Genomic DNA, 23,936 nt, shown 5'->3' with positions numbered 1-23,936 from the left:
AACAGATTGTGTTATAAAAGTATGTACACCAAGAACATTAAGAACTAGATTTCAAATGACTCAAAATGCGTTAAACCAATTAAAAAGCCTAACAACGATTGTTGCTGACAGCAGTGATTTAGCTGCGATTAATACATTCCGTCCATTGGATGCGACCACAAATCCATCTTTAATTACAGCAGCGGCAAATCAACCTGAAAATAAAGAACTGATTGAAAGTGCTTTTGAACAAGCGTGTAAAGAAGGTTATCAAAATGATGAGCTGGTTGAGCGCACCATCGATATTCTTACGGTCAAATTTGGTGTAGAAATTTTAAAATTGATCGAAGGACGTGTCTCTACTGAAGTCGATGCAGCCTTGTCCTATGATACTGATGCCACCATTGCAAAAGCTAAAGAGTTATTGGCTTTATATGCACAGTATGGTATCGATCAAAATCGTATCTTAATTAAAATTGCCTCAACGTGGGAAGGCATTCAAGCCGCTAAAGCCCTTGAAGCTGAAGGCATTCACTGTAATCTGACTTTATTGTTTGGCTTACATCAAGCTCAAGCCTGTGCAGATGCTCAAGTCACGCTGATTTCGCCATTTGTCGGCCGTATTTTAGATTGGTACAAAAAAGCTGAAAATGTGGATAGCTACCCGATTGAGAAAGATCCAGGCGTGTTATCAGTTAAGCAGATTTACCACTACTATAAACAACATGACATCAAAACTGAAATTATGGGTGCTAGCTTCCGTAGTATTGATCAAGTGCTCGGCTTAGCAGGTTGTGATTTATTGACGGTTTCACCGAATTTATTGGCAGAACTGGAAAAAGATCAGCGTACCGTGGAAGTGCAATTGTCTAATCATCATGCGCATGCACACTGTCAACACGATGTACAAGTGCTCGACAAGCAAACTTTCAAAGCTGAAGTTGAAAAAGACTTAATGTCTTTCCAACTATTACAAGGCGGTATTGATGGCTTTATTAAAGCCCGTGAGCAATTAAGTAGCTTACTGCGTCAAACTTTTGGCTTAGATGCTGAAATAAAAGCATAAATTAGAAATTTTCAGTTTCATCTAGAACCGAAGTTGTATACTACAGCTTCGGTTTTTTATTTGAGTGTCTTCAGTGTTTGGAATCACAGACTTAACGACCTTTATTATTGGTACGATATTAATTGTGATTTTACCCGGGCCAAATTCACTTTATGTCATGTCTGTTGCTTCTCGCTATGGCATTAAGGTCGGCTATTTAGGTGCTTTTGGCGTTTATACTGGCGATTTGATCTTAATCTTACTCACCGCTCTAGGGGCTGCATCCTTACTTCACGCCTTCCCTTGGTTATTCTTATTATTAAAAATTGTCGGTGCGCTGTATTTAAGTTATCTAGGTATCAAACTTTTCAAGGCTGCCTACCAAACATGGAATGCCGTTCAGATGCCAGAACAACTCGACACCAAGCAACTGAGTTTGAATGAATTGAAACCGTTTAAGACTGCATTAACCATCAGTATTTTAAACCCTAAAGCCATTCTTTTTTACTTATCGTTCTTTGTGCAATTCGTTGATCCTGCATATCCATATCCTGCGATTACATTTACCGTACTCGCGATCGTATTGCAAATTATCAGTATGAGCTATTTAACGATTTTGATCTTTTCGGGTGCAAAACTGGCCACCTATTTTAGCCATCGTTATAAATTTACGGCATGCTGTGTCGCAGCAGTTGGTCTTCTATTTTGTGGATTTGGTCTAAAGCTTGCGACATCTACCATGTAACCGACATAGGCAAAGTAGTACTGTTTTTTTAGGAAAATCCATATCCCTTTAAATTTTAAATGGATGAAACATCCACAATGTGTGGTTGTCGGTTCGTACTATTAAAGTGCCATTTGTTAAAGTGCCATTTGTGAATAAATAAAGTATTTCCATAATATCTCGATGAGCACTTTTACTGTACATGACTTGAGCGTATCATCCTGAAAAATGTCATCCTAAATCTGCGCCAACAATAGTCATAGCTCGATCATTATGCAAAAACTACTCCAAGACTTCTCCATTCCAGCTGCTTTTGCAGGTTTTATTACGTTCTTAGTCGGGATCAGTGTCTCGGCTGTTTTGGTGATCCAATCTGTACAAATGCTCGGTGCCAACACAGCAGAAATAACCTCTTGGTTTTGGGCTCTAGGTTTGGGTATCGGCTTAAGCGGGCTGATTCTGTCTTGGAAATTTAAATATCCCGTTGCGACTTCATGGTCCACTGCAGGACTGGCACTGATTTTAGCGACTGCAAATGGTTACAGCATGAATGCCGCTCTAGGCGCATTCTTGGTCTGTGGCTTATTGACAGCAGTACTCGGATTTTTAGGCATTTTTGAAAAAATACTGCGTTATATCCCGCAAAGTCTAACCAGTGCAATGTTAGCAGGCGTACTCCTAAAATTTGGCATTGAGTTATTTGTCAGTTTACAAAATGAATGGGCATTCGTTCTGGGTTTACTGGCTGCCTATGTCATCAGTAAACGACTGTTACCACGTTATAGCATTGTCATTACGGTGATCATTGGCATTATGCTTTGTCCATTGTTACTTGGCTTTCAATTACCGGCGCTTAATTTAGAACTCGCACAGCCTGTTTGGGTTACACCTGAATTTTCGATCTCAGCAATACTGGGTTTAGCACTACCACTCTTTGTAATCAATATGGCCTCTCAGTATTTACCGGGTTTAGCCATGATTAAAAGTTATGGCTATCAACCCCACGTCAATCAACTGATCGGTTGGACTGGGACAGCCCAAACGCTACTCGCGCCATTTGGATGTTTTAGTGTCAATATTGCTGCGATTAGTGCGGCAATCAGTCTAGATGACCAAGCCCACCCCGATGAGAAAAAGCGCTATATCGCAGGTATGACCTGTGGCGTCTTTTATATTTTGATGGGCCTGTTTGCAGCCACTTTGGTGAGTTTCTTAACCGCTTTCCCATTGGTGTTTATTACCGCTTTAGCAGGCATTGCCCTACTCGGCACCATTGGACACAACATCGTCATTGCTTTCCAAGAAGCGAGTGAACGTGACGCTGCTCTACTCACCTTCTTGTTTAGTGCATCGGGCGTACAGTTTTTTGGTATTGGTTCCGCGTTTTGGGGGTTGGTCTTTGGTTTAGTCGTACATGCTATTTTCAAATATAAAAGAAATTAAGCCCTCAGTTAAATAATTTGCTTCAAATAAAAGAATGATACGCGGTAACGTCATCCGCAAGTGTTTGAGATAGGACTACTTCTAATCAAGAATATTTTTGCGATATTTTGAATAATTAGACACTAGTGAACGAGTTTTGCGGTGGGGAGCAATGCTCCGCAAGATGGCTTCCTTACGAAGCACGCTTCTCATTTTACCTAAACAAAAGCACCTCCAGCCGAAGGCTAATCCATCTATTCAATCCCTAGATGTAAGACTCCGTCGAATAGACTTAAAAATCATTTTAAAAATGCGTAATTACTTTTACGTTTATAACATCAGTTATTTAATCTATTTCGCTCGATACGTTCGGGCGATCAGTTCTTGTTTTAATAATTCGGTTTCGCTTTCGTCTTCCACTTCTGTAAAAGCGGTGAGCCAAATACCATCAGCTGCATAACGAACAATTTTGAGTTTTATATCCGAATCGGTCTGATGATGTCGCTCTAAACGTGAGTTCATCCATTCGATCCAATATTCATTAAAAGTTTTATCGGTCAGCATGGTCATCGAAATCGCGGACCATGACTGTTGCAAACCCATGATTTGTTTTTCTAAGGTAATTTCAATATAGGCTCGGGTAAAACGACCGTATGGCTCAGGGTCTTCGTCAATTAATCGGTCAACGACCTCGTCTAATTGAGCCAAAAGCATGACGATCATGGACTCTAAGAGCTTTTGTTTGTTTGAAAAATGATGAAATACACCGCCTTTTGTGACCCCAACTAAATCCGCAACGGCTTGAATCGACACCCCGTTGACACCTTTATCTGCAGCAAGACGGATTGCATGCTGCAAAATACTTTGGCGTATCAGTTGAGGTTCTTTCTTGCGCTGATGTGGATTATCCATATTAATGTCCAGCAGAAGTTGAAAACAGGTTAATTACGACCACACCTGAAACAATCAGGCCTATCCCTAACATGGCTGGGAGGTCTAAACTTTGACGAAAGATAAAGTAGCCAATTAGTGCAGTTAAAACAATACCGACACCCGCCCAAATGGCATAAGCAATACCAAGTGGTATGACTTTAATCACCTGAGACAATAAATAAAATGCCAAACAGAATAAAACTGCGACAGCCAATGAAGGCGTAAGTTTGGTAAACCCTTCTGACTTCACCAAAAATGTCGAACCAATTACTTCTGAGATAATCGCCAATGACAGTAAGCCATAGGCCAATGTTACCGAATTCATTAATCATTCCAAAATAAACATACCGACTGGTAGGTATGTTATTAAGTTAAAGATTATTCTGCAAGCCTTTTAAGTCTGTTTTTAATTTTTGACGGTCTGTGTGTGTTGTTGCAAAAATTCTAAAGTGCGATCGAAGGTCTGCTGACTGGCCTTTTTACTCATCATAAATTGATATTCATGTACCAAAAATTCTTTCGAATCTGGATAAAAAACCGCTGTCACAGGTACATTATTTGCCTGCAATTTTTCTACAAAAGGCTCAGATTGCGTTTTGGTTAAAAAATCTTTATTGCCACCGCTGATAAATACAGGCGGATAATTTGAATTAATATTTGAGGCCGTTGAAATACGCGTTAAAAACTCGGCATCATCTTTATTGTCTCCGGTATACGCCTGAACTAAGTTATAGACGCCCCACTCGATCAGTCCAATCTCTGCGGGTGCAGTATTTACAAAGCTGTTTAAATCATAAATACCACAATGCAAAATCAGCCCTTTAAGCTGTGAAGGCTTTAATACAGGTTGAATCTTTGACGCTTGCGCAAAATCTGGATTCGTAACCAAGGCGGCATAATGACTGGCCATATTTGCACCTGCAGAATCCCCTGCCAAATACATATTTTGCGAATCAATGCCATATTGTGCAGCATGTAGATTTAAAAACATCAGTGCTGCATCTATTTGGTTGAGCTGTGCAGGATAAATGGCTTCAGGTGCAAACTGATATTGAACCGAAACCACATTATAGCCTTGGGCTGCGAGCCGTTTAAAATATCCACCTGCATGCTCTTTTGAACCTGAGACCCAACCGCCCCCGTGGATCCAAACAATCGTTGGTCTTGGTGCAATAACCGTACTTGTTTCAGGTTGATAGATATCCAAGCTTAAATTTGGATTTTGTAGATATTGAATATTTGACTGCACAATAACATTGTCAGGTGCATGTAGGTTGATAAAGGTCTTTTGGACTTGTGTCGATAAGTTAAATGCGCCTGCAATCACTTTGGTACTGCTTTGCGTGTTTTGACAACCAGACAAATGCAACACTGCACAAATACTGAGTGCAACCAACCCTACTTTATATGACATATCTAACTATCCAATCGCATCAATTCTGTTATAAATCTTAGATTTAAAACTGTATATAGTTTAGGCTTATTTTTATAAAGTTCAAATTGATCTTTTAAGCTCAAAATCCGAGAAAATTAGTCGATTTTATTTTAATATTTTTTGAGCAAAGTCCGAGTTTTCCACTCAGATTTATTTGACGACTTATCGACATTATTTTATGTAATTTTATGAATTTACAATATTTTTTAGATTAATAAATTGAACCATGCACGACAATGTGTTATCAATAATCTAAAGGGTTTAAAAGCAAAATTACAGGAGATTGTTCCATGTCATATCAAAACATTTTAGTACCTGTCGATGGTTCAGAAATCTCGTTTTCTGCAGTTAAAAAAGCTGCAATTATTGCCAAGGCGTTTAACAGCCAACTCACTTTAATCAGCCTTGTTGCTGAAGACCCATTTACCGATGCAGACTTCTATTATTCTTCATCAATCATGAAAGAATATTTCGTACAAGCTTACGCAAATGCAGAATCTGCATTAAAAGAAGCTGTGCAAATCACGACTGAAGTTGGTATAGATGCACAAAGTAAGATTATTAAAGGTCAAGTTTCTGCTGAAGGTGTAGTAGAAGCAGCCAATGAAGTGAAAGCCGATTTGATCGTGATGGGTTCACATGGTCGCAAAGGATTTAAGAAAATGCTACTCGGTAGTTTCGCACAAGATGTACTCAGCAATACTGAATTACCCGTGTTGGTTGTAAAAGCTTAAGATGACTAAGCCCACATCATGTGGGCTTTTTTGTATTCAGCACACCCTTCACTAATAAGCTTACCCTTTTGTCTAATTCATACAATATCGTGAATAGCGCAAGATTAGATTGATAACATTTAAAATATTAAGGAAGCGGATATGAGTCAATATCAACAAATTTTAGTCCCTGTGGATGAATCTCCAATTTCATATTCTGCTGTTGAACATGCCCTCAGCTTGGCTAAAAGTCAAAATGCACAAGTGACCATTGTCAGCGTTGTTGCTGTTGATCCATTCGTTGGTGTCGATTTCTATGCTGTTGCACCTGCAATCACTGAATATTTTATGCAAGCTGAAAAAAGTGCTCAGCTGCGTTTAGAAGATATCAAACAAACCTTTGTACGTGATGGTATCGAAGTTAAAACCCGTTTGATTCATGGTGTATCGCCAACAGAAGGGATTTTACAAGTGGCTGATGAAATCTCTGCTGACTTAATCATCATGGGTTCGCATGGACGTACAGGTTTGAAAAAAGCCATGCTGGGCAGCGTAGCACAAAATATTTTAACGCAGTGCCCAATTCCTGTTTTGATCATCAAGCAATAAACTAAGATTCATAAAAAAGCCCTCAATTGAGGGCTTTTCTTCTTTTAGATCAATTAAAAACGTTGTTTAAATATACAATTCGTTCTGTAGTTTTCTGATTAAAGCATTTGGTATATTGCAACTCTTGATTTTGCGTATTCATCGCCTCATCCCAGTATTGCGAATGCTTTTGATAAGTCTCTTTTTCACTTTCATTTAATGAATAAACACTTTTTTGCGCAAGCACTTTACAATCGATATCACGCTTTTCAAACCAGTCTGCTTGATCTTGCTGTAACTGCGCCTTTTGTTCATCACTAAAACGATCCCAAGTCTGATTGAGACGATCCACCACTTTGGCATTATCCTGATCTAGCTCTTTCTTACGAATATCCATCGCCTTTTGTGCAAGGCTCATTTGTTGAGATTGGCTCTCCATCCCTTGCTGATAGGATTCTTCATCTCGCTTATTTTGAGCACTATATGCCGCATATAACACCGCATGACGTGTCACTGTGACAACGCTATCAATTACGTCATTTTGACTTGGGACACTTAAACTTAAACCATCTTTGTCCGTTTTAGTGATGCTATAGCTAAAGTTCCCTTTAAGCTGATCATTGTCCATGCTTAAGCCTGACTCACCATCTTCGAGTGAATCATTCAAAGTATAATTACCACGTTCTTCACAGCCTTCATCACATGGTCGTTCAGCAAAGGCGTTTTCAGCACGCTTTTGTAATCCTTTCGGGAAAACCACCAACAATTGACTGCTACATTCCAATGTTTTGGCTTTATTAGGGTCTTCAGTTAAAGTCGTGACATTTTGAATGTTAAATTTTAGATTTTTTACAATCAGATCCATGAGTTGCTGATCGGCTTCATAATCTGACTGACGTATTTCTTTGTTTAATTCTTTGAGATATTCTTTTTTTAAATGATCTTGCAATTGGTCAATATTGGCTTGTGCAGTACAACTCCAATCTTCCAAAGCAGGCGCTTCCGTTTTGGCTTCTGTATCTTTTTTATTTTTAAAATTATCACAGCCGGATATTAATGCCGCAGACAACATGAGGCTCGTGATGACTATTTTTTTCATTGTATAAGTACCATTATGATTTTATTCTTCGGGCGTATTTTACTCAAAATTACAGCGCTTTGACGAGAAAAATCCCCGCATGTGCAGGGATTTTTTATATATCATCTCATTTAGTACGGTTTTAATTGGCCTTTTCAGTCACGCCTTCATTGGTAACATCTCGTACTTTGCCATTCTCGGTATTTAAAACTTCAAACTCAATACGACGGTTTTTGAATTGACCTTCTTTGGTGCTGTTTTCTGCTACCGGTTTTTCTTGACCATAACCCACCGCTTGAAGCTGTGCAGGATCAACGCCTTTCGACACCAAGTAATCCACCACAGCTTGTGCACGCTCTTGCGATAAAGCTTTATTCGCTTCCGCATTACCCACAGCATCGGTATGACCTTGTACAGTCAGATGTACTTCTGTAGCGCGCTGCATTAACGCTGCCGCTTGATCCAAAATTGATTTATTCACGTCAGGAATATCAGATGAACCTGTCGCAAAATTAATAATTTGTAAGTTCAGCGCAGTCGCAACATCTAGAGCACGAACTTGTTCAGGGTTAATACTCGCTAATGCTTTTTGTGCATCAGTAATACTGTTATCTACTGCAGTTTGTTCACTCACACCTTCTTGAACCAATACCGTCATATTTTTTGCTAAAGGCTTAATTTGATTGGCAAGGCTTTGAGCATCCGCAGGATTTTGCGACAAAATCGATAACTGATTTTCTGTCCAGGTTAAAGTGGTATTTGGCACACCTTTAAGTTTTTGCAGAACCGTTGGAATGGTATCTTGATCAATAAATTGAGTATGGTAACTGGCATCAGATGAAGCACCACAACCCGTATTAAAGTTAAAGATCTGTTTGACTTGTTGCTGCAAAATTTCAAGATAATTTGAATCACCAGTTTGAATTTGACAGTTGGTTAACTGCCCATCTGTACCGGTGCTAAATTGCATATGCGCTGGCTGAGATGCCGCAGGCTGTGCAACCGTTGTTGCAGAGGTGGTTGGTTCTTCTTTATTAGTACAAGACTTAAACCAAAATGCGATCAGACCCAATAATATAAGCAGCGCAATAATTGGCAATAACCAATTCGAGCGTTTTTCCTCAACGATAACAGGTGTTGGTTCAACAACAGGTGCTTGGTGTAATGTACGGCCAGCTGCAGTGTTGACCCCTAAACCTGCGAGTAAAGGTACTGCCCATTGTGGTAGTGCCGCCAAAATGCTATCTGCATGATTATCAAGTAAATGCGTGATTGCGACGGGATCAGATGAACCCGCTTCATTTTCAAGTGCCCCTAAAGTTGGAGCTATAGAGTGGTTTAAGGTTTGCTCTATTTCTGACGTTGGGGCCGTACCGCCACCGAGATGTTGCAAAAATTGTTCTTTTAATGTGGGATTTGCTGAAAATATATCACTAATACGAGGGTTTAACTGTTTTTGAAAGGCATCAATAAATTCAGGTTTGGATCGAAAAATATTTAACAGGAATGGAATAAACTGGCTAATGGCTGAATTTTTTTCAGTTAAGTGTTGTGTATCACCGTCCAGCACAATCGAGGAGACGTGCTGCTTAATCAGCGCTAATAAATCTATACTCATATTTGTACTCCATGCAGTTGTCATTATTTTCATGTGTACTTCAGTTTATATGCTTATTTTTTGATCAAATGTAATAATTTGTTCGGACTTGTCAACGCTTTAATTTCTTCTTTTATTTTCAATCTATTAATTTCAATCTTCACTAAAAAAGCCAGCCGAAGCTGACTTTTTAATGTCTAATCAAAATTCTGAGAATCAACAAATTTCCATGTTGAGCGTGCGCTTAAACGGCATAAAAAGCGTGAACTACTTTACCTTTTACCGTTTGCTGAATTAATGGTGTGTTCTTACCATTTGATACAATCGTGTCTTTATTAATAGTCCACTCAAGCTCTGGATCGACCAGTACCCAACCCGCTTCATCTGCCCAACGCTGTTGCATATTGGCCACTTTTGCCGGTGCGAGTGTAACTTTCTCAACCCATTCCAGTGGGCTTAATAGGCCTTCTTGAATCAGTTGAATACCAAAAGGTACATAGGTATCAAATGCGGTAAAACCAGGTTGTGTTTCAGCAAAAGGCGCCATTTTCGCAGAGCTGCTCAGCGGCTCATGATGCGTACAGATCGCATCAATCACACCGTCTTTCACTGCTTGGCGGAGCAAGTCTTTATCTTGCTCAGAACGCAGCGGCGGACGAACATGCGCAAGTGAATTAAAGCCGTCAATCAACTGATCCGTTAAATGCAATTGGTGCATGGCTACATCGCAAGTGACCGGCAAACCTTTCGCTTTGCCCTGTTTAATCAATTCAACGGATGCACCTGATGACAACAGACCAAAGTGCGCACGCACTTTAGTAGCTTCAATCATCAATAAGTATTTTGCAATGGCTACGGTTTCCGCCAATGCAGGAATCATCGGCAAACCTTGACGAGATGCGACAAAACCTTCATGCACACAGCCATCTTTGGCAATCTGCGGCTCTTCGGCATAGAACACAACGGTCATGTTCAGACCCGCAGCATATTCTAAGGTACGAATCACCACATCATCGTCCATAAATGGCGCATTAGCATTCGATACCGCAGTACAGCCACCTTTTTTCAAACCCGCCATATTCGCAGGCTGCTTGCCTAACAAGCCTTGAGTTTGCGCGCCAATCACCTGCAGATAAATGCCGCCGTCTAGCATGGCTTTTTCCACCAGGCCATGAATCAATGCACCATTGTCTTGCACAATCGGTTTAGAGTCAGGCGGGGTAAACACATGCAAAATACCATTCGCACGCGCAGCCTTACCTTCTGACTTTAAAGTGCCGTGCTGCTGCTGACCCGGCTCTCGTAAACGCGCGCAAAGGTCAACCATACTTGGCATCAGCCATTTGCCTTGACCATCAATGGTTTCAGCGGCATTGCTTTCGGCAACCAATCGGCCATTTTCAATATAAACTGTCTGTACGCTGTCAGTTTGATTGATTGGATCTAAGACACGTACATTTTCAACTTTAACAATACTCATGACTATCCTTTAAACCGCAATCGCTTCAATTAAACCTTTTTCTTGCAACTGACCTTGCATTGCCAAAGCCAGTACCGCCATACGCACCGCAATACCGTTGGTCACCTGATGTAAAATCACCGACTGAGCACCATCGGCAATACTCGAGTCAATTTCAACACCGCGGTTCATTGGTCCCGGATGCATCACGATGCAGTCAGGTTTTGCCAAAGCCAAGCGCTCTTTATTCAAACCGTACATTTTGTAGAATTCGGCTTGAGATGACAGCGCAGGAGAATCAATACGTTCGTTTTGAATACGTAAAGTAATAATCACGTCGCAGTCTTGAATGCCGTCTTCCATATTGTTGAACAGACGAATGCCTTCGCCATAATCATCAAAACCGTAAGGCAGCAAAGTATTTGGCGCAATGACACGAATATCTTTACAGCCCAATGTTTGCAATGCAGCGACATCTGAACGGGCAACACGCGAATGCTTAATATCGCCAATAATGGCAATGGAAATGTCTTCAAAATTCTTTTTGGTTTCACGGCGAATCGTCAACATATCCAACATGGCTTGCGTAGGATGCGCATGACGGCCATCGCCTGCATTGATGATTGCCACATGCGGACAAACATCTTTGGCAATAAAGTGCGGCGCGCCTGACGATGAATGACGAACCACAAAAATGTCGGTCGCCATCGCTTCTAAATTCCACAAGGTATCACGCAGTGTCTCGCCTTTTGATGTACTTGAACGCGCAATATCAATGTTCAATACGTTTGCAGACAGACGTTTTGCTGCCGCTTCAAAAGTGGTACGGGTACGTGTTGAATTTTCAAAAAACAGGTTCATTACCGTACGGCCTTCTAAAAGGTTGTTGGTAATCAGCTGATTTTGGTCATTAAAAAAGGACTGTGCAGTGTCCAATATTTTTGTGAGAGTTTCTTTAGAAAGGCCTTCGATGGTGAGGAAATGTTTTAAGTTACCATCTTGGTTGAGTTGAATCTGGCTCGGTGTATGCAATGCCGCCAAGTGCATGAGAGATTCCTTATCGTTAAGTTAACGCATTATACAGAGAATCTTGGCAAATGGCAGTTGAAGTTTTCAACGTTCAATGCAAACGCATGATGTTATTCAAAATGAATTTTCAAATTCCTATCTATCATTTCAATTAGATAAATTAAACGTTTTAATTTAAACTTCACCTTTCCCCTTTCAAAAAGCCTTCAAACAGGACTTCTATCTGTCCTTATTTTTGATTGAATTGAATACGTTCAAACCGATAAAGTTCAGCTATAAACAGCCGCCTTCTGCGCAGTTAAATAACTTGTGAAATAAAGAAAGAGAGTTGATACGTCAGGCTGCGTGCAGCAGGAAATTTATGCTGCTGCTCACAGCGGGATTGAATTAACGCAACGCGCCAATATAACGATGTGCAACCTGTGCTTTACAGATGTCTTCCGCAGTCGGTTCGCTCATTAAAATTTCTGCTGTTTCAGATTGAACTGAGCTAACTATTGGTTCTTCTGGTGCTGAAACTGCAACTTCATGCAAATTCAACTCACTATATAAACGTGCAACTAAACGAGATAATTCAGGATCAGCCGTTTCCAAAGCCAAGTTAGAAACAAAGCGTGCGTATTCGACATTCTCAACCACATATAATGCGTCAATAACCCGACCTGACACACGACGTAAACGCGCGTAAATTAAAGTGGCGATTGAAAATGCGTTTGATTGACTATTGATTGCCAGCCCTGTCATAAATACCCCTAATGATATCAATATTATAAAGATCGAAATTTGATCAGGGTTATAGCAATTTTTGTACCATTAAGTGATATTTCTCACAATGTACACAGAATAAATTTGATAAAGTCATTCAAATCTACCGATATTTCTCCCGTTTCAGCGCAATATCGTCCGCCCAAATCCACGAAAATACGTTAAAATATGCGATTGCTTTTTTGCCTTTGGAAATTTACATGAATTCGAAACCGCGTCTTTCTACATATTGGGTTACCTGTGCAGATGGACTGGAAACCTTACTCCGCGAGGAAATTGAAGGTTTAGGTGTTCAAAATATTGAACAATTCCCGGGTCGTCTTGTATTCAAAGGCACACTTGAAGATGCATACCGTATTTGCATGTGGTCACGTTTGGCTTCTCGTGTACTCACCCCGATTCATACACATGAATTAGAGTTCACGCATGATGCACGTGATGTAGCGGAAGAGCTCTATGAAGGTGCAATAAACTTTGACTGGTCACTTATTTTTGCACCACAAAGTACATTTGCTGTTCGTTTACACATCGAACGTGACATTAAAGTCAATTCTCAGTTCGCAACTTTACGTGTCAAAGATGGTGTGGTCGATTCCTTTATGGAAGCTGTGGGCAAACGTCCTAGCATTGACATTAAGCAACCTGAAATTACGTTGTATGTATTAGCTGGCAAAACTGAACATACTTATTGCTTAGATTTATCAGGTGATTCTCTGCATAAACGCGGCTACCGTCGCTACATGACAGATGCACCGATTAAAGAAAACTTAGCGGCTGCCATCTTACAGAAAGCAAAACTTAAACAGCATCAACCCGATATTATCTTGGACCCAATGTGTGGTTCAGGGACATTTATCATTGAATCTTTAATGATTTTGACTGACCGCGCGCCAGGCCTTGTTCGTCGTTTTGGTTTTAATGGTTGGAATGGTCATGACCATGAACTTTGGATGTCGATCAAAGGCGAAGCTGCTGAACGTCATAAAGCCGCACTTGAAAACCCTCTGCCACAATTCTATGCATTTGATGCAGACTGGGAAGCGGTAAAAGCAACCAAACAAAATATTATCGCGGCAGGTTTCGAATCTGTACTTGATCAAATTAAGATTGAAGAACGTACACTTGCAGACTGGCCAGATTTCCAAGCAACAGGTAAGAAAAGCTTTGTTGTCACCAACCCGCCATACGGTGAGCGTTTAGGTGATAAAGCCTCTAACCGTGCTCTGTATTTAGGTTTATCGGCACTATTACAAAAGAACTTCCCGAACCAGCCTGCTGCGATTATTGCAGCACAAGTTGAACAGGCCGATGTCCTTGCCTTTAATGATCCGCAAATTTTGCGTTTGATGAATGGTAAGCTGCCAATTTACGTCCGTTTTGGTACAGTCAAACCTGCGGCAGTTCAAAAGCCTTTCCTCGAGCATTGGGAACCTCAACAATTTGAAAAAATTGAAGGTGCAGAAGACTTTACTAACCGTCTGCAAAAAAACATGCAGAATCTTAAAAAATGGGCAGTTAAAGAAAATATTTTCTGCCTACGTTTATATGATGCCGATTTGCCAGACTTTAATGTCGCGGTAGATTTATATGGTGATCGTTTACACGTACAAGAATACGCACCACCGAAAAAAATTGACCCTGAAAAAGCCAAAAAACGCTTTAACTTAGCACTGCAAGCGATTCGTGCAGTGACAGGCTTAGGTCGTGATGCGATTTTCATTAAAACACGTGCCCGCCAAGAAGGTAAAAATCAGTACACCAAACAAAGTACTGCGTCTAAACGTTTTATCGTTCAAGAAGGCAAAGCAAAGATTTTGGTGAACTTAACAGACTACCTCGATACAGGTCTGTTCCTTGACCATCGTCAAATGCGTCTACGGATTGCCAAAGAAGCCAAAGGTAAACACTTCCTGAACTTATACAGCTATACCTCTACAGCGAGCTTACATGCAGCGCTTGGCGGTGCAGCAAGTACGACCAGTGTCGATTTGTCAAATACCTACCTAAACTGGTCTAAAGAGAACTTTGTACTGAATGGTTTGACAGTAGATCATGCAGATGAACAACATCAGTTCTTCTCTAGCGACTGTTTTGAATGGTTGAAAGAAGGTCACGAGCAATATGACCTGATCTTTATTGACCCACCAACATTCTCTAACTCTAAAAAGTTCTATGGTACGTTTGATGTCCAACGCGACCATATGTCTTTGCTTAAACGTGCCATGAACCGTTTAACCACTGACGGAACGCTTTACTTCTCAAACAACTACCGTGGTTTTGAGATGGACGATGTGATCATGGCAATGTTTGACGTTGAAGAAATCAGCAATGAAACCATTGGCCTAGACTTTAAACGTAATACCAAAATTCACCGTGCATGGAAAATCACTCATCCACAAATCTAAGGTTTGACTTTAGAAATTCCTGATCTATGAAATGAAGCACGTCAGTGCTTCATTTCAACCACGACGCCATCTGGATACGTTACTCGAATATTTTCATGTCGCTCTTGCAGCACAATACGGTTAATCGGTGCAACTTCTGGAGATTGTATTAACCCGACCTGATCCGCTGCCCTTTTCTTTTGAAGCAAATAATCACTCATGGTTGAGCCTTCAAGCTGGATCTCCTGAATGATCTTATTATTACGATTAGATTTATGATTTGAATTGTTCTGCTGCTCTTCTTTGGGTTTAGCTGCTTCACTCTCAATAATATCTAAGGTTTCTTCACTAAATTGTTTTTTACCTTGCGTTTCATTCGACAAACGTTGATCTGAAATTGAAGTACTCGCAAAAACTGTAGACTGAACAGCGATCAGAAAAATGCTACTAATAAGACTGTGTTTTACCCAAGAACATTTAGGCATGGATGATTGAACAAGTTTCCGTCTAAAAAAATAATCGTGTGACATCGTGTCTTTCCTATTGTTGTTTTCATTGGCTAGTTGCCCATTGACGCTAGCAACTTTTCAACTGTTCAACAATGGCTAGGCCGCTGTGTTCCGATAAAGTGAACATCATGATTCCGCAGCTAAAAATATAAAACCGTCAATCAATGACGGTTTTATATTTTTTAAACTTAACTACTCACTACTGGTTGCTTATTTCTTTTGTATGGCTTGACCAAAAAGCTTTTGACCGAACTTATATTGCATACTCATGACCATGTTATTGCCATCGCGCTTGCCTTGCCCTGATGTTTCAAAACCTGCAAACATGGCTTCAGCTTCCTGTCCTGACAAACTTTTGCCCTGTAATTGTAAAAAGTTATTCATGATTGCAGTCATCATATTTTTATCAAAACTTAAGTCTGCTTGAAAATCCAGTAAGCTCGGCACCATTTTAATAAAAGACTCCATTGAGGCATGGTGACCCGGCATGACTTTCCCCACGACATTTGCAGAGGCTTTACCTCCACCAATACTGATCGAGTTATCTTTAGACTCAAAATCAAAACCTTGGCTTGCGATAGCTAAGAAAGCTTGAGTCATTTCTTCACTTGATTCACCCACTGCATCGCATGAATTTTCCACCTGATGCAAAAGTTCACTAAATGCACGAACTTTATCTAGATTGACTTTATGCAATGCCAAATTTAGTGCGAAATCTTTGGTGACTGGTGAACCTGGGAAATCCATCTCATCAGCTTTTAAGTAGCCTTCAAAGTCCACATCATGTTTATTTAGTTCGGTCTCCCAACGCAGTTGCATACCACGCATGCCGCCTGAGAACTTTTGATCTAAACGTTTGATAGAACCCGCTTGGATTTCAACAAAGCCATTTTCAAGATTTTTCTGATTTAGACCTTGATTGGTCTTCATCGAAAAATTTTGCACCATGGTTTGCATTGGACCTTCACTCAACCGAACCACAGGTAAATGGATTGAAAGCTCAGATACCTTAGTGACTTGCCCCGGTAAACTACTGATCCGAATTTGCAATTGGCTGGCATCAGCTTGTACCGTTGCACCCTGTGCAGTCGTTTTAAATGCAGGAATCTGTAGATCTGTTTTACTTTGACCAATCCAATTGACTAACGTTTTTGCCGTTAAGTCCGTGCCAAAAAGCTTGGCATATTCGGACGTACTTTGTTGTTGAACAATCTTAAAATTCGAGTTGATGTTATAGCCTTTCAACCCACGTTGAATCTGATCGGTACCTTTCAAGACAATCACTTCTTTGGGTTTACACGGGTCTGTTTTCAGGGTTAATACCCAATCGACCGTTCCGCCCATCAAGCCCATTTGATAATTGCTGTACTTTACATCAACATCTTGTACAGCTGCGGACCAATTATTCTGTGTATAAAATTGGGCAAGAGATTTATCTGCATATAAATTCCCTCCCACCACTGCTGCTGAAAGCACCGCTAAACTGCCAATTCCCCACATCAACTTCGACATGTCTTTCTCATTCTGATTATTCTTTGCGCAGTATACTGAAGAACTCAGTTACATAAGTACACAATTAGAATGATTTTAAATGATTGATTTGGCAGTTTTAATTGATTTTTTGATCGTTATCACTTCCTCTATATACGCCCAACTTCAAAATAACTAATACGTTTACGATCAAAAGCAGCGTATGGATTGCCTTTAAAACTATGAAAATAGTGCTTGGCTTTTAACACGTGAGAGGTGGTATTTTTCATCCATCCTATACGCGGGTCCTTCTCTGCCAAAGTAATACAATAGGTTTCTTTGCCACGTCGCTTGGTCTGTTGCTTGGCATGAAAAATCAAACTTGTAAATACATCTAGATGTTCAGGATGACATAGTGGACTATGCAGCATTAAATAATCGAAAGTTCCCTGAATTTTTGGCAGTGATAACACACCACGCACACTCGCGTAGGCATTATAAAAAGGCTTCATCAACTTTAATGAACGCGAATAGTCGATTACGCGGGTTTGTTTAAAACTCTTTTGATTCCATAATCCATAGAGTCCAACCAACTGATTGTGCTGATCATAAATCAAATAAAAATCGTCCAGATTTAAGCCTGCCCAAAATGGATTTTGACCATCAACCAACGCATTAAAATCATAGCTAGGTAAAAAATTATAATGGTCTTTCATTTTTAAAATGAAATCATTTGCTTCATCTACACGTTCAGCAGTCAGCGTTTTAAATTGATATTGATTGAAAGTTTTTGGTTTCACTGCCTGTGAAACGGTAAAGGTTCGAATTTCATCATAAAAATATGGCAGCGGAAATCCAGATCTTTCATGATGTAAAATACTGGCAGCGACAATATTGTCGTTTAAAACCACACTTTCAAAAATCGTGTCTTGTGGTATTTCATCATGGAGATAGTCCATCAATAAGCGCATGACTTTAGCACCACGATACGCTGGATTCATTCTTAAATCGGCGACATAACGCATCAGGTCAGGCTGACCATTGATATAACAATAACGCCATCCCAAATTCATCATCGCAATCACGATAGATGGATCTTCCACAGGGACAACCACTTTTAAATCTGGTCGATTATACTGCGCGTGGCTAGCAGCTAAATAACTCGGGTGACGCTCATAAGATAATGTAATACCATTACTTGGCACAGTCTCAGCACTAATTTTCATTAGTTGCTCATCATCTTCGACAGTCGCATTTCGAACCGCAAACTTAGTCTCATTCTTTGAATGATATAGCGCCGTTTCATCGAACGGTGCATCTAACACATCGATATCCATCTCAATACTCAATTATTTTTGTTTTCATTTTCTTAAGCGGCTCAGGCTTAATATTCCCTTCAATCATGCCATTGTTCATGGCTAATGTTTTGTAGTAGTCCCAAGCATCTTGTACATGTACCACTTCAGGTTCATCCAACTGCCCTAGATCGCGTGCCAATTCATAATGAAAATTATGTTTAAGCAAACAGTCTAGTGCTTGAGCGGATGGTTGTTTATCTACATTGCCTTCACTGAGTAAAATATAGTGCGGTTTTTTAACAGAACATTGTTCGATACCCAAGATACTAATCGGTAAATAATCCACTTGTTTAAACTCTGCAAGGACTTTAACTGCTGCATTGTGGTCGAGCTTTTCTCCGACCAAATCAACCGTCATTTTTCGACCTAAAAATTTAAAACATGGCACTTGCTGATAAAAGTCGGTGACTTCTAATTCATCATCAATCACATAACGAATTAATCCTGAACCTGTAGTAATCACAGGACTAACGATATCGCCTATTTTCAGTTGCCAAGATGGCACCACTTTTTGGCTGTCTTGCAAAATAAATTCATAAAAATGTGACTGATAACTTAAGGTAAAACGGTTTGCAAATGGAATCGTCACTACGCCTTCAGTTGCCCATAAACCTTTACCCTCAAATGCCACCCCTGCAATTCGTTGCTGTAGCTGTACTGCCCATTGCTCTGCGCTCGCTGTATCCCAACTCGAAACCAGACTGAGTTTAGGCCACAGTTTTTTCCACGCCGTTGCTTGGGTTAAATCCAAGTCTTGTAAGCGATAGCATTGTTGACAAGATTTCGGAACTTGTAGAAAACTCAAACCATCACGTTGCCATTGTCCAGTTTTTAAGACCTGTACAATTTCAGCTTGATGTTCTTGAATAATATCCAGCAATTGCAATGCAAATGTAGGACTCCATACCGAAATCATGCCTAAATGCTTATCTGCAACGAGATACACCGCGGTTGCAAACATGGCATCTTCGGCTGAATTTGCCATCGCAATTTCAGTCGGTACCGATTGAGTAATTTTACTCAACACTCGCTTCGACAGATTAAGCAGCGCACTGTCATCATTTAAATTACTATTTTCTAAAAGCTTTCGCTGGCTTTCAGGCAACCATGAAACCGACCAATAATGCGTTGAATTTTTAAGTTGTGGGTGTGTCCGATATAAATTAGTCAGCCATAAACCAATAGCCTCATCCAGTTCATCTAAAAAAGCCTGAGTATAGGGAATGAATTTAATTGCTTCACTCGACCCACTGGTCGGTTGAAACCGTACAATTTTTTCAGGCCCCAAACTATTTTTGCCACTTTGTCTGGATTGTTCAATTTGGCTTTTCCAATTGCTATAACGAGAAAGCGGATATTTTTTGGCAAATTGCTCATAGCTTAAATTTTGCGAAATGTGCTGCTTTAAAAAATGACTTAATTTTTTACGTTGCACATTTTCCAGCTGATTTGCCTGCTGTGTATAGCGCTGAAATGCTTTACGGCAGGCAATATTCAAAACTTGATGTGCTGTAGTGAGAAGCAATCCCATTAGGCCACCTTCGAGTCTGAACCTGTCGCAATATGCAATGTACGTGACTTATAACGTAACTTGCTGTCATGTTTACTCACACTGGTGGTCTTGGTTAAGAATCGATTTACATAACGGTATAAATCGCTCCAGCGTAATTCACCAATGCACGGAAGTTCTGTTCCATCGACCCAAGTTGGGTTCTTATCTTCAAAGAAAGCTATCTTGGTATTATTTTCGCGCATTTCATGGGTGATGGGCGCAACATCTGCTTTGAGTGGTTGATAGTCTTCGCCAAAATTCAGCAGACCCGTTTCGTGGTTATAATATTCTGAGAAGTATTCTTTACAGTACGATTCAACAAAGTCTTTGAGATGAGCATTTTTCTCACCATAGTGTGGATAGTAGCTGTAGTAGTTATTGGCTAAGAGCAGATAAGTTTTAAAGCCTTTAGAGATTAAAATCCAATATATAGGTGTTCTTGGATGACGAAATTTAAAACTAATAATATAACGGAACATTGCTCTAGTTAATGCACGATTTCCCCAATACTCTTTCTCAATAATGGTATCTCCACTGAAAAAAGCATGTCGGGCTTTACCATCAACAACAAAGTCACGTTCCATAACCGTCGAAAATCCGACAATTTGATTATTTTTCGGTTCAATAATAAAAAAAACACCGGTTTTTTCTAAGAAGTCGCGTTCAAAAATTTCATAACGGGTATTGGCATAATACTTTTGATAAATACCATACATGCGTTTGAGTTCTTGAACAGTGATGTCACCAGTATGTTTATATAAACTATAAGGTTCTTTTTTGATCTGCCTAAGCAGTTTAAATTCCATCATAATCATAATTTCCTGTTGCCATTCATTCTTGATGAACGCGCGATATTGTTTTTGTTTTACAGAACACAGCCATCTCGTTGGATGCGTGCGGGCGTCATATTAGTGGGTGAAAATGATGAAATGCAATCAACTTTACGTATTTAAACGAAAATCACGAAAAGCGTAAAATAAAAAAACCCGGCCTAAACCGGGTTTCTGTTTTTACAACTGAACGTGGCTAATTTGTACCTTTTAATTGAGTTTCATCTTGTCAAAACTTAGGTGATCTCCTTCCGCTTGAACAACAATCGTATCGCCCGGTTGGAACGCGCCTGACAAGATTTTCTGTGCCAGTGTATTTTCAACTTGTTGTTGGATGGCACGTTTTAGAGGACGTGCACCATATACAGGGTCAAAACCAGCATCGATAAGTAACTCAAAGGCACTATCTTCAACTGCCAAACTCATGTCTTTGTCAGCCAAACGTGAACGTAAACGATCCAACTGAATATCTGCAATGCCACGAATTTGCGCTTTTTGTAAAGAATGGAAAACCACCAGCTCATCAATACGGTTCACAAATTCAGGACGGAAATGTTCAGATACAGCAGCCATGACCACAGCACGAACTTCGTCTTTCGACGGGTTTTCACCTAATTCACGAACATCGGTTGAACCTAAGTTCGAGGTCATCACGATTACGGTGTTTTTGAAATCAATCACACGACCTTGTGAGTCAGTTAATCGACCATCATCTAACACTTGAAGCAAGATGTTAAAGACGTCTGGATGGGCTTTTTCAACCTCATCAAACAACACCACACTATAAGGTTTACGACGTACAGCCTCAGTTAATACACCGCCTTCTTCATAGCCCACATAGCCCGGAGGAGCACCCACTAAACGGCTCACCGAATGCTTTTCCATAAACTCTGACATGTCGATACGAATAATCGCATCATCACTGTCAAATAAGAAGTTACCTAGAGCTTTGGTTAACTCAGTTTTACCTACACCTGTTGGCCCAAGGAATAAGAATGAACCACTTGGGCGGTTTGGATCGGATAATCCTGCACGAGAACGACGCACCGCATTTGATACTGCTACGACCGCTTCATCTTGACCGACTACACGGTTATGTAAGAACTCTTCCATGTGTAAGAGTTTTTCACGTTCACCTTGTAGCATTTTTGCAACAGGAATACCTGTAGCCGCACTTACCACTTCAGCGATTTCATTTTCAGTGACTTTGGTACGAATCAGTTTCGGTTCTTCATTCACCTCGGCAACTTCTTCTTCATTCAAGCGTTTTTGCAACTCAGGAATAACACCATATTGCAAACGGCTCGCTTCTGCTAAATCACCTTCACGTTGTGCTTTTTCAAAGGCAGTACGTGCTTTATCTAGCTCAATTTGAGCCTGATTCGTGCCGTCAACCAAACGTTTTTCCGCAATCCACACTTCTTCCAAATCACTATATTCTTTTTGAACTTCAGCAATTTGTTTCTCTAGGTGCTCAACTTCAGCTTTTGAGACTGAATCTGCATCTTTTTTCACGGCTTCAAGTTGCATTTTCAATTGAATTAGGCGACGATCTAAACGGTCTAATGGCTCAGGTTTTGAGTCAATTTCCATTTTAATTCGTGATGCTGCTTCATCAATCAAATCAATGGCTTTGTCTGGTAACTGACGATCTGTGATGTAACGGTGCGACATTTTTGCCGCAGCAATAATCGCTGAGTCTAAAATTTGCACACCATGATGGGTTGCATATTTGTCTTTTAGACCACGTAAAATCGCAATGGTATCTTCCACACTCGGTTCATCAACGATCACTTTTTGGAAACGACGTTCTAGAGCCGCATCTTTTTCGATATATTGACGATATTCATCAAGTGTCGTCGCACCTACACAGCGTAGCTCACCACGCGCTAATGCAGGTTTAAGCATGTTACCAGCATCCATTGCACCATCGCCTTTACCTGCGCCAACAAGCGTATGTAATTCGTCAATGAAAAGAATAATTTCGCCATCATATTTGGCTAAATCTTTTAGAACTGCTTTAAGACGTTCTTCAAATTCACCGCGGTATTTTGCACCTGCAAGCAATGAACCTAAGTCAAGTGAAAGTACACGTTTACCTTTCAGACTTTCAGGAACTTCGCCATTGACGATACGCTGTGCTAAGCCCTCAACGATTGCAGTTTTACCCACACCCGGCTCACCAATCAATACCGGGTTGTTTTTACTACGACGCGATAAAACTTGAATGGTACGACGAATCTCTTCGTCACGACCAATAACTGGATCTAACTTACCTTCTAATGCACGTGCATTGAGGTCTAAGGTATATTTGTTGAGTGAATCACGTTGATCTTCGTGGTTATTACTCATGACTTGTTCACCGCCTCGTATTTGTTCAATTGCACTACGTAATTTATCTGTCGTTACGCCTACACTATTTAATAAGGTTTTGGTTTTACCCGTTTCAGCTAAGCCAAGAATCACCCAATCTGTAGATAGAAACTCATCACCCGCTTTTTGAGCGAAACTATCGGCTAAATTCAGCGCTTTGACTGCTTCAGGATTTAGGTTGATGTCCCCTGTAGGCGTAGCAATGGTGGCAGTATCCTGTAGGGCTTGCTGAAGCTTGGTTTTTAACTCAGGAAGATTAGCACCTGCCTGTTGTAACAAGCTTTGGTTCGAAGGCTCTTCAAGCAATGTCGAAAGAATATGGATTCCTTCAATGGCTGTATGGTCTTTCCCCATTGCTAAAGATTGGGCATCGGATAATGCTTGCTGCAAACGGTTTGTGAATTTTTCGAATCGCATTCTTGTTATTCCTCACAACAAATTCTGTACTTGAAGCATATATGGGAGTCATATTTAAAATTTCAAATACATTTTTAAATATTTTTCAATGAGTTAATTTTAAGATAAAGATAAATCTCAATTATAATATTGGTATAAATAGAATACTTTTCAAGTCATTTATTGAAGAATTTAGTACTTTATTATATTGTTTAAATACATATGTATTTTTAGGCAATTTTCTTGTCAACTCAACTGACTTTCTGACAATAAAATTCAATGATTTTCCATTTGCTT

The 23,936-nt window shown here is 40.1% G+C and carries 20 protein-coding genes; 6 read left to right on the top strand and 14 right to left on the bottom strand.

The annotated features are described in order from the left end of the window. Positions 1–55 precede the first annotated feature (55 nt). The 3 genes from tal to FTV38_RS06580 all read left to right on the top strand — a co-directional run bounded on the left by tal (position 56) and on the right by FTV38_RS06580 (position 3,191). A complete protein-coding gene (tal, locus tag FTV38_RS06590; protein WP_180022000.1) occupies positions 56–1,045 on the top strand; it encodes a transaldolase in 990 nt (329 codons plus the stop codon). Between the two features lie 73 nt (positions 1,046–1,118). Then, positions 1,119–1,769, top strand: coding sequence for a leucine efflux protein LeuE (leuE, locus tag FTV38_RS06585; RefSeq protein ID WP_180022039.1), 651 nt, complete (start codon positions 1,119–1,121; stop codon positions 1,767–1,769). A 252-nt stretch (positions 1,770–2,021) separates the two neighbouring features. After that, complete coding sequence (locus tag FTV38_RS06580) at positions 2,022–3,191, top strand: benzoate/H(+) symporter BenE family transporter (RefSeq protein WP_180021999.1); 1,170 nt, start codon at positions 2,022–2,024, stop codon at positions 3,189–3,191. A gap of 330 nt (positions 3,192–3,521) precedes the next feature. Here FTV38_RS06580 and FTV38_RS06575 read toward each other — a convergent pair whose 3' ends face one another. The 3 genes from FTV38_RS06575 to FTV38_RS06565 form a co-directional block, all read right to left on the bottom strand. Then, positions 3,522–4,082 carry a TetR/AcrR family transcriptional regulator gene (locus FTV38_RS06575; protein WP_180021998.1) on the bottom strand — a complete coding sequence of 187 codons (561 nt, stop codon included), beginning with the start codon at positions 4,080–4,082 and terminating at the stop codon, positions 3,522–3,524. Between the two features lies 1 nt (position 4,083). Further along, positions 4,084–4,428: an SMR family transporter gene (locus tag FTV38_RS06570; protein WP_180021997.1), complete on the bottom strand. Its 345-nt coding sequence runs from the start codon at positions 4,426–4,428 to the stop codon at positions 4,084–4,086. 81 nt (positions 4,429–4,509) lie between these two features. After that, positions 4,510–5,517, bottom strand: coding sequence for an alpha/beta hydrolase (locus tag FTV38_RS06565; protein WP_180021996.1), 1,008 nt, complete (start codon positions 5,515–5,517; stop codon positions 4,510–4,512). Positions 5,518–5,828: 311 nt separating this feature from the next. Between FTV38_RS06565 and FTV38_RS06560 the strand changes: the two genes are divergently transcribed. Next, complete coding sequence (locus FTV38_RS06560) at positions 5,829–6,272, top strand: universal stress protein (RefSeq protein ID WP_078188615.1); 444 nt, start codon at positions 5,829–5,831, stop codon at positions 6,270–6,272. A gap of 141 nt (positions 6,273–6,413) precedes the next feature. Next, complete coding sequence (locus tag FTV38_RS06555; protein ID WP_078188616.1) at positions 6,414–6,860, top strand: universal stress protein; 447 nt, start codon at positions 6,414–6,416, stop codon at positions 6,858–6,860. Between the two features lie 49 nt (positions 6,861–6,909). Here the strand turns inward: FTV38_RS06555 and FTV38_RS06550 are convergent, their stop codons facing one another. The 5 genes from FTV38_RS06550 to FTV38_RS06530 all read right to left on the bottom strand — a co-directional run bounded on the left by FTV38_RS06550 (position 6,910) and on the right by FTV38_RS06530 (position 12,746). Then, complete coding sequence (locus FTV38_RS06550) at positions 6,910–7,938, bottom strand: DUF1311 domain-containing protein (protein WP_180021995.1); 1,029 nt, start codon at positions 7,936–7,938, stop codon at positions 6,910–6,912. A 121-nt stretch (positions 7,939–8,059) separates the two neighbouring features. Next, a complete protein-coding gene (locus FTV38_RS06545; RefSeq protein WP_180021994.1) occupies positions 8,060–9,535 on the bottom strand; it encodes an OmpA family protein in 1,476 nt (491 codons plus the stop codon). Between the two features lie 223 nt (positions 9,536–9,758). Further along, positions 9,759–10,994 carry a dihydroorotase gene (locus FTV38_RS06540; RefSeq protein ID WP_180021993.1) on the bottom strand — a complete coding sequence of 412 codons (1,236 nt, stop codon included), beginning with the start codon at positions 10,992–10,994 and terminating at the stop codon, positions 9,759–9,761. A 9-nt stretch (positions 10,995–11,003) separates the two neighbouring features. Further along, a complete protein-coding gene (locus tag FTV38_RS06535; protein ID WP_180010388.1) occupies positions 11,004–12,020 on the bottom strand; it encodes an aspartate carbamoyltransferase catalytic subunit in 1,017 nt (338 codons plus the stop codon). Positions 12,021–12,389: 369 nt separating this feature from the next. Continuing rightward, positions 12,390–12,746, bottom strand: coding sequence for a hypothetical protein (locus FTV38_RS06530; RefSeq protein WP_180021992.1), 357 nt, complete (start codon positions 12,744–12,746; stop codon positions 12,390–12,392). A 221-nt stretch (positions 12,747–12,967) separates the two neighbouring features. Between FTV38_RS06530 and rlmKL the strand changes: the two genes are divergently transcribed. After that, on the top strand, positions 12,968–15,172 hold the full coding sequence (gene rlmKL / locus FTV38_RS06525) for a bifunctional 23S rRNA (guanine(2069)-N(7))-methyltransferase RlmK/23S rRNA (guanine(2445)-N(2))-methyltransferase RlmL (RefSeq protein ID WP_078188622.1): 2,205 nt from the start codon (positions 12,968–12,970) through the stop codon (positions 15,170–15,172). A 41-nt stretch (positions 15,173–15,213) separates the two neighbouring features. Here rlmKL and FTV38_RS06520 read toward each other — a convergent pair whose 3' ends face one another. From FTV38_RS06520 to clpB, 6 genes are all read right to left on the bottom strand, one after another. Beyond that, positions 15,214–15,681 carry a hypothetical protein gene (locus tag FTV38_RS06520; protein ID WP_180021991.1) on the bottom strand — a complete coding sequence of 156 codons (468 nt, stop codon included), beginning with the start codon at positions 15,679–15,681 and terminating at the stop codon, positions 15,214–15,216. Positions 15,682–15,870: 189 nt separating this feature from the next. Beyond that, complete coding sequence (locus FTV38_RS06515; protein ID WP_180010391.1) at positions 15,871–17,172, bottom strand: DUF945 family protein; 1,302 nt, start codon at positions 17,170–17,172, stop codon at positions 15,871–15,873. A gap of 128 nt (positions 17,173–17,300) precedes the next feature. After that, positions 17,301–18,467: a GNAT family N-acetyltransferase gene (locus FTV38_RS06510; protein ID WP_180021990.1), complete on the bottom strand. Its 1,167-nt coding sequence runs from the start codon at positions 18,465–18,467 to the stop codon at positions 17,301–17,303. Between the two features lies 1 nt (position 18,468). Continuing rightward, the gene (locus FTV38_RS06505; RefSeq protein WP_180021989.1) at positions 18,469–20,019 is read right to left on the bottom strand and encodes a GH3 auxin-responsive promoter family protein; all 1,551 of its coding nucleotides are present in this window, start codon (positions 20,017–20,019) and stop codon (positions 18,469–18,471) included. Further along, positions 20,019–20,855 (bottom strand): hypothetical protein, encoded by an 837-nt coding sequence (locus tag FTV38_RS06500; protein WP_306669391.1) that lies wholly within the window; start codon positions 20,853–20,855, stop codon positions 20,019–20,021. The genes FTV38_RS06505 and FTV38_RS06500 overlap by 1 nt, the downstream gene beginning before the upstream one ends. A gap of 225 nt (positions 20,856–21,080) precedes the next feature. Next, the gene (gene clpB / locus FTV38_RS06495) at positions 21,081–23,660 is read right to left on the bottom strand and encodes an ATP-dependent chaperone ClpB (RefSeq protein ID WP_180021988.1); all 2,580 of its coding nucleotides are present in this window, start codon (positions 23,658–23,660) and stop codon (positions 21,081–21,083) included. Positions 23,661–23,936: the final 276 nt, after the last annotated feature.

The organism is Acinetobacter sp. YH16044 (assembly GCF_013417145.1).
GTDB lineage: Bacteria > Pseudomonadota > Gammaproteobacteria > Pseudomonadales > Moraxellaceae > Acinetobacter > Acinetobacter amyesii.
The sequence above is the reverse complement of the archived record's forward strand: the minus strand, read 5'-3'. Positions and strand labels throughout refer to the sequence as shown.